Origin of the sequence: Pseudomonas sp. B2021 (assembly GCF_018135665.1) — a bacterium.
GTDB lineage: Bacteria > Pseudomonadota > Gammaproteobacteria > Pseudomonadales > Pseudomonadaceae > Aquipseudomonas > Aquipseudomonas lactis.
In genome coordinates, this window is record NZ_SMOF01000001.1 from 3,669,417 (window position 1) to 3,687,072 (window position 17,656).

The following is a 17,656-nucleotide window of genomic DNA, read 5'->3' on the forward strand; positions in this document are numbered from 1 at the left end:
TGTAACAGTAACGCCACCAACGCGCTCCAGCCTGTCTGGTGTGAAGCCCCCAACCCTCGCCCTGTCTCCCCATGAAAATATTCATGGAACAACACCAGGTCACGACTGGCCGGGTCCTCCTGCAATTGCGCATACCCCGCCATCGATGGCCGCACACCGTTCTCATCCCTGAGAAACAACCGCGTCAGCCGCCCGCTGAGGCTGTCAGCCACCTCCTCCAATGACGCCAGATACCCACTGCCCGTCGGGTACTCCACGGAAAAATGCTCCGCGTAATAGCGATGAAACTCGCGCAACGATTCAATCAGCATGTAATTCACCGGCATCCACAGCGGCCCGCGCCAATTGGAGTTGCCGCCGTACAAGCGTGAGTCGGATTCACCCGGCTGGTAGCGCGCGCACAAGGTGTCGCCATTCATCTTCAGCGCCAGGGGCTGCTCGGCGAACGCCTTGGACAGGGCGCGCACGCCAAAGGCCGACAAGAACTCCTGGTCATCGAGCATGCGCCGCAGCAAATCCTTGGTGCGTTCACCGCGCAGCAGCGCCAGCAACAGGCGGTTGCCCTGCCCCGGCTCGGTCCAGCGCGAAACCAGCCTGGCCAGGTCCGGCCGATGATGCATAAAACCCAGCAGGCGCTCGCGCAAGCCTTCCAGGCCTTCGTGCTCGCGCTGTTCCAGCACCAGCACCGCGAACAGCGGCATTAACCCGACGATGGAGCGCAGGCGCACCGGTTCGCTCTGGCCATCAGGGCGGTGCAGCACGTCGTAGAAAAACTGGTCCTGCTCATCCCACAAACCTTCGGCGCTGTCATCGACGCGGTTGATGGCGCCGGCGATGTAGAGGAAATGCTCGAAAAACTTCACGGCAATGTCCACGTACACCACATTACGCTTGGCCAACTCCAGGCCGATGCGCATCAGGTCCAGGGCATAAGCCGCCACCCAGGCGGTGCCGTCGGCCTGGTCCAACTGGTAGCCCGGCGGCAACGGGGCCGAGCGGTCGAACAAGGCGATATTGTCCAGGCCCAGAAAACCGCCCTGGAACAGGTTGCGGCCCTCGGCATCCTTGCGGTTGACCCACCAAGAGAAATTCAACAGCAGCTTGTGAAAGATCCGCTCCAGGAAATCCATGTCGCCCACGCCGGTCAGCGCCTTGTCCTGCTGATACACGCGCCAGCTGGCCCAGGCATGCACGGGCGGGTTGGCGTCGTCAAAGCGCCATTCGTAGGCCGGCAATTGGCCGTTGGGGTGCATGAAGCGATCCTTTACCAGCAACAACAGCTGTTGCTTGGCGTAACCAGGGTCGATCAGCGCGATGGCCACCGCCTGGAAGCCTTGGTCCCAGGAGGCGTACCAGGGGTATTCCCAGGTGTCGGGCATGGACAGGATGTCGAAGTTGGACAGATGCCGCCAATGGGTATTGCGGATGTGCAAGCGCTCGGGCGGTGGCGCAGGCTGGGCCGGGTCACCGTCGAGCCACTGGTTCACGTCAAAATAGTACAACTGCTTGGACCACAGCAGGCCGGCCAGGGCCTGGCGCTGCACAGTGCGCGCATCTTCATCAGCGATGCCCTGTTGCAAGACCGCGTAGAAGTCATCGGCCTCCTGGCGGCGCTGTTCGAATAGCTTGCGTGCATTGACGCCTGGCGCGTCCAGAGGCGCAAAGCGCAGGTAGAGGGTTTTGCTTTCCTGGCCCGCCAGTTCAAGGGTGAAATGCGCGGCCACTTTAGTGCCCGCGTCCCGGCGAATCGCCGACTCGACCCCGCCCACCACATAATCGTTAATGCCATCCTTGAACGGCCCCGGCGCCGGTTGCCCGTCCAGTTTGGGCTGGTTGGTTTCGTTTTCACAGAACAGCCACTGCACGCCGTCCTGGCCCCAGGCACTGAGGCAGCGGTCATCAAGTTCATGATGACGGGCCAGCACCCGATCAACGTCCAGCCTCAAGCTGGGCTTGGGTGCATCGAAGGTCCAGCTCCAGTCATTGCGCGCCCAGAGCTGGGGCAGCACCTGCAGGCGTGTGGGTTGGTCCGAACGGTTCTGCACGGTGACGCGCATGAAAATATCGTCGGGCTGATGCTTGACGTATTCGACACTGACGTCGCAGTAGTGGTTGTCTGCAAACACACCGGTATCAAGGATTTCATACTCGGCATCATCCAGCCCACGACGGGCGTTTTCGGCGATCAGGTCGGCGTACGGAAAGGCCGCATGGGGGTATTTGTAGAGCATGCGCATGTAGGCATGGCTCGGTACGCCATCGACGAAAAAGTACAGCTCCTTGACGTCTTCACCGTGGTTGCCTTCGGCGTTGTTGAGGCCGAAAAGACGCTCCTTGAGGATTGCATCGCGCTCGTTCCACAGCGCCAGGCCCAGGCACCAGCGTTGGGCCTTGTCACTGAAACCGGCCAACCCGTCCTCGCCCCAGCGATAGGCGCGGCTGCGAGCGTGTTCATGAGGGAAGTAGGCCCAGGCGTCACCGTCGGCGCTGTAGTCTTCGCGCACCGTGCCCCACTGGCGTTCACTCAGGTACGGCCCCCACTCGCGCCAACGTTCGGCGTGTTGCGTTGCCAGGCGCTGGCCTTCAAGGGTGCCCAGCAGGTTGGTTGCGGGTTTGGCCGTCATCGGGTCCTCCTTCACCTACACAGTGAGGCGCAGTGTAGAGCGCAAGACCTCCGCGTGCACATGAAGACTTGGACGCAGGGCCAACTCATTCATTTGCAGAATGAAGTCCAGAGGAATCTTCGTTTGCAAGCCGGCCGGCCGCTCAACAAAATCGGGCAAAGGCCACGATCATCGCTCCAGTCATCAGGAATTTTTCTATGCACGCCACCGCCCATGTCAGCCCCGACGAGATCCGCAAGGGCTTTTCCAAGGCCATGTCCGACATGTATCGAGATGAAGTGCCCTTGTATGGCGCGCTGCTGGAGCTGGTGGCCCAGACCAATGCCCGCGTGCTCGACAGCGAACCAGGTCTGGCGCATCAACTGCAACGTACCGGCGAAATCCAGCGCCTGGACATGGAACGCCACGGCGCCATCCGCCTGGGCACCGCTGCGGAACTGGCAACCATCAGCCGCTTATTCGCGGTGATGGGCATGCAACCGGTGGGGTACTACGACCTCACCCCCGCCGGCGTGCCCGTGCACTCCACCGCCTTTCGCGCCGTGCATGAACACGCGCTGCAAACCAGCCCGTTTCGCGTGTTCACCTCCTTGCTGCGCCTGGAACTGATCGAAAACCCCGACCTGCGCGCCTTCGCCGAAAACGCCCTGGCCAAGCGCTCGATCTTCACCGCCGAAGCCTTGGCCTTGATCGAACAAGCACAAACCCAAGGCGGCTTGAATGCCAGCGACGCCGAGGCCTTTATCCGCCAGGCCCTGGAGACGTTCCGCTGGCACCACACTGCCACGGTCACCGGCGCCCAGTACCAGCAACTCAGCGACCAGCACCGCCTGATCGCCGACGTCGTCGCCTTCAAGGGCCCACACATCAACCACCTGACGCCACGCACCCTGGACATCGACCAGGTGCAGGCGGCGATGCCCGGCAAAGGCATCACCCCCAAAGCCGTGATCGAAGGCCCACCTCGGCGCCAGTGCCCGATCCTGCTACGCCAGACCAGCTTCAAGGCCTTGGACGAACCCATCGCCTTCACCGATGCCCACGGCAGCCACAGCGCGCGCTTCGGCGAAATCGAACAACGCGGCGTCGCGCTCACGCCCAAAGGCCGCACCCTGTACGACCAACTGCTGAACGCCGCCCGCGATGAACTCGGCACCTTCCCCAATGAAGCCAACGCCGAGCGCTATGTGCAATTGATGGCGCAGCACTTTCAAGCCTTCCCCGATAACTACCCGCACATGCGCGAGCAAGGCTTGGCGTATTTCCGCTACTTCGCGACCGATAAAGGCCTGGCAGCACGCGGCCAGGCCGACCAGCCCCGCACATTGGAGGGGCTGGTCAACGCCGGCCATGTGGAGGTGGAACCGCTGGTGTACGAGGATTTTCTGCCGGTCAGTGCGGCGGGGATCTTCCAGTCAAACCTGGGGGATGGGGCGCAGAGTCACTACGCGGGCAACTCCAACCGCGCGGCTTTTGAGCAAGCGCTGGGGCGCAGGACGATTGATGAGTTGCAGTTGTATGAGCAGACGCAGCAGCGCTCTATGGATATATGCGTTGAAACGCTGTTGAAATGACTGAACGCCAGGCGCCACGGCCTTGATGGTAACCACGATGCGAAGCGAGTCGCTCTTGATCTTGCTCTGCTTTTGATCTTGATCTCAAGCGCCCCGTTAAACCACGCTGGCCGAACGCAGGCTTGAATTCGTGGGTAACCCGGCAGGACGCCGGGTTAGCCGCCCCGCGCCATGGATGGCGCGTGGCGGCGGCCCACGGATTCAAGCCTGCGTTCGGGCACACCGAGCCCAGGCGAGGTGCCGAGTGGTGGGGCAAGAGCGTTTTGCTTACTTTTGTCTGGGCCGGCATTCCGGCTTTTCAAAAGTAAGACGCCATCAGGGCGGAACCCTAAGCGGCCGTTACCGCAGCAATGGATATGTACACAATCCAACTGTGTCGCCTGCCAGGCCGCCTTCGCGAGCAAGCCCGCTCCCACATTTGGACTGCGGCGCGTCAGGTAGATAAGTGTCGGCTGCCAGGCCGTCATCGCAGGCAAGCCAGCTCCCACAGGCAGCATTTGCAGCCGACCGATTCAGCCCCGTGTTGCATGAATTCTGAGGATGCCCACCCGGCTCAACAACGCAATCCTTGCGCCGCAACAAGCCCCAGAGCCGAGTGGACGGGGCGCATCATAAGGAGTGAAAGGGCATTTGTCCTCCAGACAATTCTGAACAAATATGCACATTCCAAATATGTGGCGAGGGATCGCTTAACCCAGCCGCCCCACAATTTCGTCTTTGACCAATAGCCGTTTCTTCTTCAGCTTTTCCACCTCCTCATCGCTGGCACTGGCTTTTTCCGCCGCCAGCACCTCCCCGTCGGCAGCATCATATTGGGTGAGCAACGAATCCAACCGTTTGTCCTGCGCCCTGCGTTCGTGAACAACTTCCTTGCTCAACCCCAAGTCCTGATACAGGTCGTGTTTCACTGGCATGGCGTACCTCCACAGATTGATCGATGGTCTACGCCCTTGAAGCTAGCCCATTCCAACCGGTCTTGTCATGTTTGAGATCAATCGCATCCCGTTCGTCGCGGCGCATGCGATGGGATCAAACCTTTGCCCCACCCTGCCCTCAACTGTAGATCGCCACCCCAGGGAGAACGGTTTTATGAATCACGTTGCCACCGCTGCCGACACCCAATGCATCAACACCCTACGCACCCTGGCCATGGATGCCGTGCAGAAGGCCAACTCGGGTCATCCGGGAACGCCCATGGGCCTGGCCCCGGTGGGTTATACGTTGTGGAGTCGCTTCCTGCGTTATCACCCCGAGCATCCCGACTGGCCCAACCGTGACCGTTTTGTATTGTCGGTGGGGCATGCCTCGATGCTGCTGTATTCGCTGTTGCACCTGGCCGGTGTGGTGGAGATCGATGCCCATGGCCAGCGCTCAGGCCAGCCGGCCGTCAGCCTGGACGATATCAAGCAGTTCCGGCAGATCGGCTCCAAGACCCCAGGCCATCCCGAGTACCGCATGACCACCGGCGTGGAAACCACCACCGGCCCGTTGGGCCAGGGCTGCGCCAACAGCGTGGGCATGGCCATGGCCGAGCGCTGGCTGGGCCAACGCTTCAACCGCGACGGCCAGGTGCTGTTTGACTACGACGTCTACACCCTGTGCGGTGACGGCGACATGATGGAAGGCATCAGCAGCGAAGCCGCGTCCCTGGCCGGGCATTTGAAGCTCGATAACCTGTGCTGGATCTACGACAACAACACCATCAGCATCGAGGGCCACACTGAGCTGGCGTTCAGTGAAGACGTGATCCAACGCTTCCGGGCCTATGGCTGGCACACCGTGCATGTCACCGATGCCAATGACTTGCAGGCTTTGAGCGTGGCATTGGAAACGTTCAAGGCCAACACCGGCGCCCCCACCTTGATCGTGGTGGACAGCGTGATCGGCTACGGCTCACCGCACAAACACAACACCGCTGCGGCCCATGGCGAGCCACTGGGCGAGGACGAAATTCGCCTGACCAAGGCCGCCTATGGCTGGCCACAGGATTCAAGTTTTCTCGTGCCCGAAGAGGCTCGCACAGTGTTGCGCGATGCCCTTTACGAACGCGCCGAGCCGCTGTACGCCGAGTGGAACCAGACCCTGGCGGCCCTCGACCCGCAACGGGCCGATGAACTGCAACGCATGCGCGCCGGGGAAATGCCCGAACAATGGCAAGCGCACCTGCCAGACTTTGCCGCCGATGCCAAAGGCGTCGCCAGCCGTGCTTCGGGCGGCAAGGTATTGAATGCCTTCGCCCAACAGATTCCATGGTTGCTGGGCGGTTCGGCGGATTTGTCGCCCTCGACCAAGACCAACCTCACCTTCGACGGTGCCGGGCGTTTCAGCGCGGGTGACTACAGCGGGCGCAACCTGCACTTCGGTATCCGCGAACACGCCATGGGCGCAATTGCCAACGGCATGGCGCTTTCCTACCTGCGCCCGTACACCTCGACCTTCCTGGTGTTCAGCGACTACATGAAACCGCCAATCCGCCTGGCGGCGATCATGGAGTTGCCGGTGATCTTCGTGTTTACCCATGACTCCATCGGCGTCGGCGAAGATGGGCCGACACACCAACCTATCGAACACCTGACCCAATTGCGTGCCACCCCGGGGCTGTTGACCCTGCGCCCAGGCGATGCCAATGAAACCCTGGAACTGTGGAAGGTGGCGCTGGCACAAACCCATCGGCCCAGCTGTATGGTGTTATCGCGCCAGGCACTGCCGACCCTCGACCGCAACCACTATGCCCCCGCCTCCGGTGCGGCCAAAGGTGCCTATGTGTTGGCCGGTGCGGATCAACCTGAGGTCATCCTGATCGCCACCGGCAGCGAAGTCAGCCTGGCGGTGGCCGCGTATGAGCAGCTCAAAGACCAAGGCATTGGCGCTCGCGTGGTGTCGATGCCCAGTTGGGAGTTGTTTGAAGACCAGGATCAAGCCTACCGCGACAGCGTCCTGCCACCGGCGGTGAAAGCCCGCGTAGTGGTGGAACAGGCAGGGCCCTTAGGTTGGGACCGCTACGTCGGGCAGACCGGCGCCAAAGTGGTGATGAACAGCTTCGGCGCCTCGGCACCGCTGGCCAAGTTGCAGGAGAAGTTCGGGTTTACCCTGGAGAATGTGGTGAAGCTGGCCAAGCAACAGATCTTGTAGGAGCGAGCTTGCTCGCGAAGAACTCGCAGGCGCCGCGTTTATTCAGGACGAACGCGTTATCGTTGACGTTTTTCGCGAGCAAGCTCGCTCCTACAGTTGGTTATTAGATCAGTGATTGGGCTAGATAAGGTGCAGTGCGGCTGTGTTTGCTCTTGGCAACCTTTTGCGGCGTACCGCACGCCACCACCTTCCCCCCCAAGTCCCCTGCCCCCGGGCCGATATCAATCACCCAATCACTCTGGGCCACCACGCGCATTTCGTGCTCCACCACAACCACCGTATGCCCTGCCTCCACCAAATGATTCAACTGGCTGAGCAAACGATCGACGTCCTTGGGGTGTAAGCCGGTGGTCGGCTCGTCCAAGACATACAAGGTGGCGCCCCGGGCGTTACGTTGCAGCTCGGTAGCAAGCTTGATGCGTTGGGCTTCGCCGCCGGACAGCTCGGTAGCCGGCTGCCCCAGGCGCAGATAACCCAGGCCGATATCGCGCAGCACGACTAACGAGCGCAGGATGCCCGGTTGCTCGGCGAACACCTGCACCGCCTGCTCCACCGTCAGCCCCAGCACCTGGGCGATGTTCAAACCCTGCCATTTGATCGCCAGGGTATCGGGGTTATAGCGCGCGCCGTGACAGGTCGGGCATGGCGCGTACACGCTGGGCATGAACAGCAACTCAACGCTGACAAAACCTTCACCCTCACAGTTCGGGCAACGGCCCTTGGCGACATTGAAGGAGAACTGCCCGGCATCGTAATTGCGCTTCTTGGCCGCTGGCGTGGCGGCGAACAGTTTGCGCACGTTGTCGAACAGCCCGGTGTAGGTCGCCAGGTTGGAACGCGGCGTGCGGCCAATGGGTTTCTGGTCCACCTGCACCAGGCGCTGGATGTGTTCCAGCCCGGCGCTGATACGCCCGCCACTGGCTTGCGGTGCGGCATCTTCCAGGCTCGGCTCCTCGTCGCTTTCCAGCACACGCCCCAGACCCGTGCCCACCAGCTCCAGCAGCGCCTGGCTGACCAGGCTGGATTTGCCCGAGCCGGAAACCCCCGTCACCGCGGTGAAACAGCCCAGCGGGAAATCCACGTTCAAATTGTTCAGGTTGTTTCGCGTCACGCCCTCCAGCTTCAGCCACCCGGCCGGTTCGCGGCTTGGCGCATTGGTCGGGCGAGGTTGGGCAAACAGGTATTCGCGGGTCTGCGAGGCTTCGATATCCGCCAACCCTGCGGGCGGCCCGCTGTACAGCACTTGCCCGCCATGCTCGCCGGCAGCCGGGCCCACGTCGATCAGCCAGTCGGCGCGGCGCATGGTTTCCAGGTCATGCTCCACCACAAACAGCGAATTGCCTGCGGCTTTCAAACGATCAAGCGCGGTGAACAACGCTTCGCCATCCGCCGGGTGCAGACCCGCCGACGGCTCATCGAGCACATAAATAACCCCGAATAACTGCGAGCCCAATTGGGTGGCCAGGCGCAGACGCTGCAACTCCCCCGACGACAAGGTCGGCGTGCTGCGCTCCAGGGACAGATAGCCCAGGCCCAGTTCGATCAAGGTGTTGACCCGTTCGAGCAGGTCCTGGGCGATGCGTTGGGCTGCCAGGCGTTTTTCCACCGACAGCTTCATCCTGTCCTGCCCCGCCGCCACCGGCCGCAGCAAGTCGGCCAATTGCGCCAGAGACAGTTGCGACAACTCGCCGATATCCACCCCCGCAAACTTCACTGACAGCGCCGCCTGGTTCAGGCGCTTGCCCTCGCACAACGGGCAGGCATTGCCTTGCATGAACTGCGACACGCGCTTTTTCATCAGCGCGCTTTGGGTGTGGGCGAAGGTGTGCAGGATATAGCGCCGAGCGCCGCTGAAGGTGCCTTGGTAGCTGGGTTCGAGCTTGCGTTTCAACGCCTCGCGGGTCTGCTGCGGGGTGAAGCCGGCGTACACCGGTACGGTGGGGGTTTCTTCGGTGAACAGGATCCAGTCGCGCTGCTTTTTCGGCAGCTCGCGCCACGGGATGTCCACGTCATAGCCCAGGGTCACGAGGATGTCGCGCAGGTTCTGGCCCTGCCACGCCAACGGCCAGGACGCCACTGCACGCTGGCGGATGGTCAACGACGGATCAGGCACCATCAGCGCTTCAGTCACTTCATACACGCGGCCCAGGCCGTGGCATTGCGGGCACGCGCCCTGGGGCAGGTTCGGCGAGAAGTCCTCGGCGTACAACATGGCCTGCCCTTTCGGATAACGGCCGGCGCGGGAATAGAGCATGCGGATCAAGCTCGATAAGGTGGTGACACTGCCCACCGACGAGCGCGCACTGGGTGTACCGCGTTGCTGTTGCAGGGCCACGGCAGGCGGCAAGCCTTCGATGCTGTCTACATCCGGCACGCCAACCTGATCGATCAGGCGCCGCGCATAGGGCGCCACCGATTCGAAATAGCGGCGCTGGGCCTCGGCGTACACCGTGGAAAACGCCAGGGACGATTTGCCAGAGCCAGACACGCCGGTAAACACCACCAGGGCGTCCCGGGGAATATCCACATCGACATTACGCAAATTATGTTCACGGGCGCCACGCACCCTGACGAAGCCCGTTTGCGGGGCGGTGAGCGGTGGGATGTTGCGCTGTGATGTCATGGGCAACCTTGTCTTGCGCTTAGCACCCTGCGCACGCGTTGGGTCAGGGCATCGGGGCTGTAGGGTTTGCTCAGCAGGTGGATATCGGCGCTGAGCAGATGATTGGAAGACAGAATGTCGCGGGTGTGGCCTGAGGTAAACAGCACCGGCACCGGCGGGTTCTGCGCGCGAGCCCAGGTGGCCAGATCGGTGCTCTTGACCCGACCGGGCATCACCACATCGGTGAAGATCAGGTCCGGCGACACGCCGCGCTGCAACACTTGCATCGCGCGGTCGCCATCCTCGGCAATCAGTACGGTATAGCCCGACTGCTGCAGCAACTCGACCACCGTCAGGCGTACGCCTTCATTGTCCTCGACCACCAGGATGGTTTCCTGGCCTCCGCCTTGCAGGTCCGCATCACTGTAGTCGTCGAAGCATTCAGGCTCCAGGCAGTGGGGGAAATACATCTGCACCACCGAGCCCTTGCCCTCCTCGCTCCACATGTCCACGTGCCCGCCACTTTGGCGCACAAAACCGAACACCATGCTCAGGCCCAGGCCGGTGCCGTGGCCTTCGCGCTTGGTGGTAAAAAAGGGTTCGAATGCGCGCTTGAGGGTCGCCTCGGACATGCCCACGCCGGTGTCGGCCACTGCCAGGCGCACGTACTCGCCGGGCTTGATGCTTTTACCGATGCAATCGTCCGGGTTGAGGATGACGTTTTCTCCGGTGATACGAATCACACCCTCGCCCTGCATGGCATCGCGGGCGTTGATCGCCAGGTTGAGCAGCGCGTTTTCCAGCTGGTTGCGGTCGACATTGATGCACCAGGAGTCCTGGGGCAGTTGCACGTCGATATGAATGGTTTCCCCCAACGCCCGTTGCAACAACTCGCCCAGGCCAGCGTAGATGCGCTGCGGGTTGTACACCGCCGGAGACAAGGGCTGGCGACGCGCAAAGGCCAGCAGTTGCGACGACAGCTTGGCCCCACGTTCCACGGCGGCGATGGCCGCGGTGACGCGACGTTGCACCTGGGGGTTGTCCGGTTCATGCCTGGCGAGCAAATGCAGGTTGCCGGCGATCACTTGCAGCAAGTTATTGAAGTCATGGGCCACGCCCCCGGTCAGGCCGCCAATCGCTTCCAGCTTCTGTGACTGGCGCAACTGGTCTTCTGCGGCCGACCGCGCCTGCACTTCAGCGGCTACGCGTTGCTCCAGATTATGGGTGAGCTCCTGGCGCACCCGCTCGGACTTCACCAGTTCGGTGGTTTCCACCACAATCGCCAGCACCCCGGCCGGCTGTTGGTTGTCCCCGGCCACGGGGCTGTAATAGAGGTCCAGCCATACGCTTTCCGGTTGGCCGTGACGCGATAGCACCAGTTCCTTGTTATTGAACGACAAGGTGCCGCCCGCCAGGCACGTATCCACCACATGCCGATTGAACTCGGCCACCTCCGGCCAGCCCAGTTCGACCGGAGTGCCCAAGAGGTAGGGATGGCGCCCGCCGGCAAATGCCGAATAGCTGTCGTTGTAGATCATGTACCCTGCCCGCCCCCACAGCATCACCATCGGCACGGGTGAGGCGAGCATCATTTGCACGGTGCAAGCCAGGCTCGTGGACCACTGATCCAAGGGGCCAAGGTCGGTACTTGACCAGTCAAACGTGCGAATCCGCTGGGCCATTTCGCCGGCCCAGCCTTCACAGCCATGGGGGTTGGATAAAAATTGCATGATTGGGCTCTGTGCAGGGACAAGACAGTCGCAAGTTTTGGAGCGCGCCAGCGGTGGATGGTTTCATCCTGAACACAGAGGAATGCATAAACCCCTGGAACTCAATGAAAATCCCGGCTGCGCACCACCATTCCATCCAGCAGCGGCGTCAAATCGGTGAGGCGCCCCGCGATCAAATGCCGCACCTCACCCACCGCCTCCCAACGGCCGTCCACCTTGAGCAAACGCGAGCCCACCAGCGCCTGGCGCTGACGCTCGGCCAGGTCGCGCCAGACCACCACATTGAGGTTGCCGAACTCATCTTCCAGGGTGACAAAGGTCACGCCGCTCGCCGTGCCTGGGCGCTGGCGGCCAGTGACCAGCCCGGCGATGCTCACATTGCGCCCATGTTCCACCGCCAGCAACTCCTGGGAACTGCGGCAGCGGCGCCGGTGTAACTCGGCGCGCAACAACGCCAGGGGATGGGGCCCCAGGGTGGTACCGAGGGTGGCGTAATCGGCGTGCAAATCTTCGCCTACCGTGGGCTCGGGCAATGCCACCCGCGTTTCATCGGGGCTCGGCAGGCCGGCAAACAAGCCCAGTTGCTGATGCACACCGGCCACGTCCCAACGCGCCTGATGGCGGTTGCCGGCCAGGGCGCGCAAGGCCCCGGCGTCCGCGAGCAGCGCCTGGGCACGTGCATCCAGGCCGGCGCGGGCGTCCAGGTCAGCGATGTCGCTGAACTGTCGATGCTGACGCACCGCTTCGATACGCCGCCCATCCTCCTCGCGAAACCCCGAGATCATGCGCAGGCCCAGGCGAATCGCCGGTTGCTGGCCGTCAATGGGCTCCAGGCTGCAGTCCCAGTCACTGGCCTGCACATCCACGGGGCGGATCTGCAAGCGATGGCGCCGCGCGTCCTGCAGGATCTGGTCCGGGCTGTAGAAGCCCATGGGCCAGCTGTTGATCAAGGCGCAGGCGAATGCCGCCGGCTCATGGCATTTGAGCCAGCAACTGGCATAGGTCAGCAAGGCGAAACTGGCGGCGTGGGACTCAGGGAAACCATAGCTGCCAAAGCCCTTGATCTGCTCGAAAATCTGCGCGGCAAAGGCTTCGGTGTAGCCGTTTTTGAGCATGCCGGTGCGCAGGCGTTGCTGATGGGGCTCCAGGCCGCCGTGGCGTTTCCAGGCGGCCATGGAGCGGCGCAACTGGTCGGCCTCGCCGGGGCTGTAGTCGGCGGCGACCATGGCGATTTGCATCACCTGTTCCTGGAACAGCGGGATGCCCAGGGTGCGTTCCAGCACGGCTTTCAATTGCGGCGACGGATAGGTCGTGGGCTCTTCATTATTCCGTCGACGCAAGTACGGATGCACCATGCCGCCCTGGATCGGCCCAGGCCGTACGATGGCGACCTCGATCACCAGGTCATAAAACGTCTGCGGCTTGAGCCGGGGCAACATCGACATCTGTGCCCGCGACTCGATCTGGAATACACCGATGGTGTCGGCCTTGCTGATCATGGCGTAGGTGGCCGGGTCTTCTTTGGGAATCGTGGCCAGGCTCAAGTCCCGGTGGCGATGCCGGCGCAGCAAATCGAAACAGCGGCGGATCGCGCTGAGCATCCCCAGGGCGAGGATGTCCACCTTGAGCAAGCCGACGGCGTCGAGGTCGTCCTTGTCCCACTGGATAATGGTGCGCTCGGCCATGGCCGCATTTTCCACCGGCACCAGGGTGTCCAGCGGGTATTCGCTGATCACAAAGCCGCCAGGGTGCTGGGACAGGTGCCGCGGAAAACCGATCAGTTGCTGGGTCAACGTCAAGACACGCCGCAGCAGTGGGCTGTCCGGGTCGAAGCCGCTTTCACGCAGGCGCTCCAACGGCGGCGCCTCATCGCTCCAGCGCCCGCAGCAATCGGCCAAGGCGTTGATCTGGTCCGGCGGCAGCCCGAGGGCCTTGGCCACATCACGTACCGCGCCCGTGGCGTGGTAACTGCTGACCACCGCCGTCAAGGCTGCACGGGTGCGGCCATAGCGCTGGAACACGTATTGCAGCACCTCTTCGCGGCGTTCGTGCTCAAAATCCACGTCGATGTCCGGCGGCTCGTTGCGCTCCTTGGACAGGAAGCGCTCGAACAGCAGGTTGGTCAGGCTCGGGTTGATTTCGGTGATGCCCAAGGCAAAACACACCGCCGAGTTAGCCGCCGAACCACGGCCTTGGCACAAAATCGAACGGCTGCGGGCGAAGCGCACAATGTCATGCACGGTGAGGAAATAGCTTTCGTAGCCCAGCTCGCTGATCAGCTGCAGTTCACGATGGATTTGCTGCAAGGTCTTGTCGTCGATGCCTTCGGGCCAGCGCTGGGCGATGCCTTCTTCGGTGAGGGTGCGCAGCCAGGATTGGGCGTCATGCCCCGCGGGTACCAGCTCGCGTGGATAGTGATAGCGCAACTGGCCGAGGTCGAAGGTGCAGCGCCGCGCGATGGCGAGGGTTTCATCCAGTAAGGCCTGGGGGTACAGCGCCGCCAGGGCATCCAGGCTGCGCAGGTGGCGTTCGCCATTGGGGTGCAGGCGCGTGCCGGCTTCGGCCACCGGCACATGGTGGCGGATGGCGGTCATGGTGTCTTGCAGGGCACGGCGGCCTCGCGCATGCATATGCACATCGCCGCAGGCCACGGCAGGGATTTGCAGGCTGTGGGCCAGTTGCAAGCGCTGTTGCAGATGGCGCGCATCGTCCTGGCCGCAATGCAGATGCACCGCCAACCACAGGCGCTGGTCGAAGGTGCGGCGCAGCCAGTCGAGGCTGGCCTGGGTGTCGCTGTCTTGCGCTACCCACAACGCCAAAAGACCGGGCAACGGTTGCTCGAAATCTTCCTGTAGCAGGCGATAGCGGCCCTTTTCAGCCCGCCGCCGGGCCAGGGTGATCAGCCGGCACAGGTGCTGGTAACCGCTCAGGCTCTCTACCAGCAGCACCAGTTTCGGGCCGTTTTCGATGTGCATTTCGCTGCCGATAATCAACGGCAAGTCTACGGCTTTGGCGGCTTGCCAGGCGCGCACGATGCCTGACAGCGTGCATTCATCGGTGATCGCCAGGGCGCTGTAGCCTTGGCCTTTAGCGCGCTCGAAAAGTTCCAGCGCACTGGAGGCGCCGCGCTGGAAGCTGAAGTTGGACAGGCAGTGCAGCTCGGCATAATTCATGCTCCCTCCTCCCCTGTAGGAGCGAGCTTGCTCGCGAAAAACCCGAGGGCACCGCGTTCATCCTGGTTTCCCGCGTTATCGTTGACGACCTTCGCGAGCAAGCTCGCTCCTACAGTAGGTGGCGGCTCAAGGGGGCTCATGCAAACCACCCTTGCAACCACAGCCCATCGCCTTGCCCTACCGTGCGATAAGCCCAGCCCTGCTGGCCGGCGCGGGTCTGGATCAGGTAATAGTCGCGACGCACATCGGCGCCGTCCCACCAGCCGGATTCGATGCGCTCCGGGCCCATCAGGATCTGTACGCCGTGTTCGGCCAGCAAGGTCGGTTGCGGTAATAACCAACCGGGGCGCCGGACCTTGTTCAAGCTCGGGCACGGCTGGCTGTCGGTCGCGGCTTGCCAGGCGCATTCGGGGCGGTGGTCGGCCTGAAATCGCAGGCCCTGCACCGCCTCATCCCCCAGGCGCGCCCGCAGGCGTTCGCGCAATTGTTCCCACGGCAGGGTTTGTTGCGGGCGGTCGTCGAACAGGTCCTGGCGTTGCGGCACGAACACCGGCAAGTCCTCGGCCACCAGGCGCACACCCCGCACCGGCGCGGTGACCTGTACCTGTTCCAGGCGCCCACGGGCCAGTTCGAACAACATCGAAGGCTCGCGCTCGGCGCTGAGCAGGCCCACCTTGATCACGCTGTCGTGTGCCTGGGCATGTTCCAGGTGCAGGTCAAAGCGCTGCACGCCACTGTCGCGGCCGCACAGAAAGGCCGACAGGTCGCCGGTCAAGCGCCGCAAGGGGAACAGCAGCGCCTGGTGGGATTGCACATCGAAATTCAACTCGATGCGTGCATCGAACTGGTCGGGCGGTTGATAGAACTCCAGGGCCAATGGCCGCTGCCCGCTCAGGGCGTCGAGGTGCTTGAGCAGGCTGGCGTCAAAGCGTCTCGCCAGGGTATGCCGTGGCAAGGCCTGCACCTGGGCCAGGCTGCGCAGGCCCATGCGCGACAAGGCGGTGGCGGCCTGGGGTTCAAGGCCCGCGCGGTCGATAGGCAACGATGCCAGGGCCTGCATCAGGGCGCGGTCATCGGCCACGGCCAGGCCGTCGTAGCCGTTTGCCAATATCCGCGCCGCCGCCGGGTTGGGCGCAGCGACGATGCGATGGCGAAAGCCAAGTTCGGTCAGCTCTTTGCGCAAACGCGCCTCGAGGTGCGGCCAGGGCCCGAACAGGCCTAGGCTCGATTCGATCTCGAACAACAAAGCCCGTGGGTAATACAGGCTGACCTGGGAGCTGAAACGATAGGCCCAGGCGGCCAGAAACTGCTGCAGGCGCTCGATCTCCAACGGGTCATATTCGACACAGGCAAAGTGCTTGACCAGGGCATGGGCCGCCGTCAACGATTGCCCGGGGCGCAGGCCCAAGGCGCGGGCGGCGGCGTTGACGGTTTGCAGTACACGCCGCTGCGGCGTGCCGGCCAGCAGCGCCAGCGGCTGCTCGGGTTCGGGGTGCACACGCTGTGCCCCGTCCAGCGCCAATTGCGGGAAGACAATACACACCCAACGCATGGCAACCTCAATGCCCCGCCAGGGCAATCGGCGCCGGATGGGCCAGCCCGCCACGGCACTTGAGCACCCGCACTTGCGCGGGCCTGGCCTCGACCGCCAAGCGCAGGGCGGCGGGCGAGGCATTGATCGCCTCGCTCAAGGAGCGCCAGGCAAACGCCAGGGTCTGCCCGGTTTCCGCCGCTACCTGCAAACGCCGCAAGGCACGATCATCGGCCTTGCGCGGCCAACACAACACCGCCCCGCAACTGCCCGAACGCAGGCATTGCTCCACCGCCCACAGCGCGTCACGCTCCTCGGCCCGGATGATGGACAACTGGCGCACATCCACCCCGGCGTTCTGCCACGCATGGGGATAGGGGGTATAGGGCGGCGCCACCAGCACAATGCGCTCGCCCAGGGCCGACAAGCGCGCCAGTGTGGGCAGCACCAGTTGCAACTCGCCCACTCCGTCCTGGGCCATCAGGATTTCACTCAAGGCCGATTCCGGCCAGCCGCCACTGGGCAGCACCGCATCCAGCGCCGCCAGCCCTGTGGGATGTACGCTGGCCGGTGGCGCGGCGGGCCGGCCCTTCCAGACTCGCCCGCCATTGAACAGCGAGTCCAGGGCAACCACGGCGCCCATCAGCCTTGCCTCACCAGGCCGCAGAACACGCCTTCGATGGCCAGGTCCTGCTCGGGCCCGACCACGATGGGTTGATACGCCGGGTTGCGCGGCAACAGGCGAACCCTGTCGCCGTGGCGCTCGAATCGCTTGATGGTGACGTCGCCGTCCAGGCGCGCCACCACAATCTGCCCGTTCAAGGCTTCGGCAGTGCGGCGTACGCCCACCAGGTCGCCATCGAGAATGCCATCTTCAATCATCGAATCGCCCTGCACTCGCAGCAGGTAGTCGGGGGTTTTGGCGAAGGTGGCGGGGTCCAGTTGCAAGCGGCTGTGCACCTCGGCATCGGCACCAATCGGCCGACCGGCCGCCACACGGCCGAGCACCGGTACATCCAGCCACTCGGGACGCGCAGGTTGATTGAGCAAGCGAATGCCACGGGCCTGGTTGGGGTTGACCTCGATAAAGCCGGCTTCGGTCAGCGCCACCACATGCTTGCGGGCGACGCTGCGCGAGGCGAAGCCGAACGCCTCGGCGATCTCGGCGAGGCTGGGAGGCTGGCCTTGTTGCGCGATGCGCTCGCGGATGAAGGTCAGGATGGCGGTGCGGCGGGGGGTCAGGTTTGTCATGGAGTACATTTGTACTCCTGTGGGAAATTTCTGACAATA

10 protein-coding genes are annotated in these 17,656 nt (G+C 63.1%); 2 read left to right on the forward strand and 8 right to left on the reverse strand.

Annotated elements, in window-relative coordinates:
• Window positions 1–2,624 (reverse strand): glucosidase (locus tag E1K68_RS16240; protein ID WP_212614400.1); only part of this gene is annotated, 2,624 nt, incomplete at its 3' end.
• A gap of 197 nt (window positions 2,625–2,821) precedes the next feature.
• Here E1K68_RS16240 and E1K68_RS16245 point away from each other — a divergent pair.
• On the forward strand, window positions 2,822–4,198 hold the full coding sequence (locus E1K68_RS16245; protein ID WP_169855922.1) for a VOC family protein: 1,377 nt from the start codon (window positions 2,822–2,824) through the stop codon (window positions 4,196–4,198).
• A 689-nt stretch (window positions 4,199–4,887) separates the two neighbouring features.
• On the opposite strand, the gene E1K68_RS16250 is transcribed toward E1K68_RS16245, so the two are convergent.
• The gene (locus E1K68_RS16250) at window positions 4,888–5,112 is read right to left on the reverse strand and encodes a DUF465 domain-containing protein (protein ID WP_003191862.1); all 225 of its coding nucleotides are present in this window, start codon (window positions 5,110–5,112) and stop codon (window positions 4,888–4,890) included.
• 175 nt (window positions 5,113–5,287) lie between these two features.
• On the opposite strand from E1K68_RS16250, the gene tkt reads away from it, so the two are divergent.
• Complete coding sequence (gene tkt, locus E1K68_RS16255; RefSeq protein ID WP_212614401.1) at window positions 5,288–7,330, forward strand: transketolase; 2,043 nt, start codon at window positions 5,288–5,290, stop codon at window positions 7,328–7,330.
• 103 nt (window positions 7,331–7,433) lie between these two features.
• Here tkt and uvrA read toward each other — a convergent pair whose 3' ends face one another.
• From uvrA to lexA, 6 genes are all read right to left on the reverse strand, one after another.
• Window positions 7,434–9,953 carry an excinuclease ABC subunit UvrA gene (gene uvrA / locus E1K68_RS16260; RefSeq protein ID WP_212614402.1) on the reverse strand — a complete coding sequence of 840 codons (2,520 nt, stop codon included), beginning with the start codon at window positions 9,951–9,953 and terminating at the stop codon, window positions 7,434–7,436.
• A complete protein-coding gene (locus tag E1K68_RS16265; RefSeq protein WP_003191866.1) occupies window positions 9,950–11,662 on the reverse strand; it encodes an ATP-binding protein in 1,713 nt (570 codons plus the stop codon). The genes uvrA and E1K68_RS16265 overlap by 4 nt, the downstream gene beginning before the upstream one ends.
• 101 nt (window positions 11,663–11,763) lie before the next feature.
• Entirely contained in the window at window positions 11,764–14,835 is a 3,072-nt protein-coding gene (locus E1K68_RS16270; RefSeq protein WP_212614403.1) for an error-prone DNA polymerase, read from the reverse strand.
• A gap of 136 nt (window positions 14,836–14,971) precedes the next feature.
• Window positions 14,972–16,387, reverse strand: a complete 1,416-nt coding sequence (locus tag E1K68_RS16275) for a DNA polymerase Y family protein (RefSeq protein ID WP_034135858.1) — start codon at window positions 16,385–16,387, stop codon at window positions 14,972–14,974.
• Between the two features lie 7 nt (window positions 16,388–16,394).
• Complete coding sequence (gene imuA / locus E1K68_RS16280; RefSeq protein ID WP_003191873.1) at window positions 16,395–17,009, reverse strand: translesion DNA synthesis-associated protein ImuA; 615 nt, start codon at window positions 17,007–17,009, stop codon at window positions 16,395–16,397.
• Window positions 17,009–17,626, reverse strand: coding sequence for a transcriptional repressor LexA (gene lexA / locus E1K68_RS16285; protein WP_020301598.1), 618 nt, complete (start codon window positions 17,624–17,626; stop codon window positions 17,009–17,011). Before lexA ends, imuA begins: the two co-directional genes overlap by 1 nt.
• Window positions 17,627–17,656 lie beyond the last annotated feature (30 nt).

Bases quoted from the DNA above. Each gene is read 5' to 3' on its own strand.
- uvrA (WP_212614402.1), bottom strand. From the start codon at position 9,953: ATGACATCACAGCGCAACATCCCACCGCTCACCGCCCCGCAAACGGGC.
- lexA (WP_020301598.1), bottom strand. From the start codon at position 17,626: ATGTACTCCATGACAAACCTGACCCCCCGCCGCACCGCCATCCTGACC.
- E1K68_RS16250 (WP_003191862.1), bottom strand. From the start codon at position 5,112: ATGCCAGTGAAACACGACCTGTATCAGGACTTGGGGTTGAGCAAGGAA.
- tkt (WP_212614401.1), top strand. From the start codon at position 5,288: ATGAATCACGTTGCCACCGCTGCCGACACCCAATGCATCAACACCCTA.
- E1K68_RS16270 (WP_212614403.1), bottom strand. From the start codon at position 14,835: ATGAATTATGCCGAGCTGCACTGCCTGTCCAACTTCAGCTTCCAGCGC.
- imuA (WP_003191873.1), bottom strand. From the start codon at position 17,009: ATGGGCGCCGTGGTTGCCCTGGACTCGCTGTTCAATGGCGGGCGAGTC.
- E1K68_RS16275 (WP_034135858.1), bottom strand. From the start codon at position 16,387: ATGCGTTGGGTGTGTATTGTCTTCCCGCAATTGGCGCTGGACGGGGCA.
- E1K68_RS16245 (WP_169855922.1), top strand. From the start codon at position 2,822: ATGCACGCCACCGCCCATGTCAGCCCCGACGAGATCCGCAAGGGCTTT.
- E1K68_RS16265 (WP_003191866.1), bottom strand. From the start codon at position 11,662: ATGCAATTTTTATCCAACCCCCATGGCTGTGAAGGCTGGGCCGGCGAA.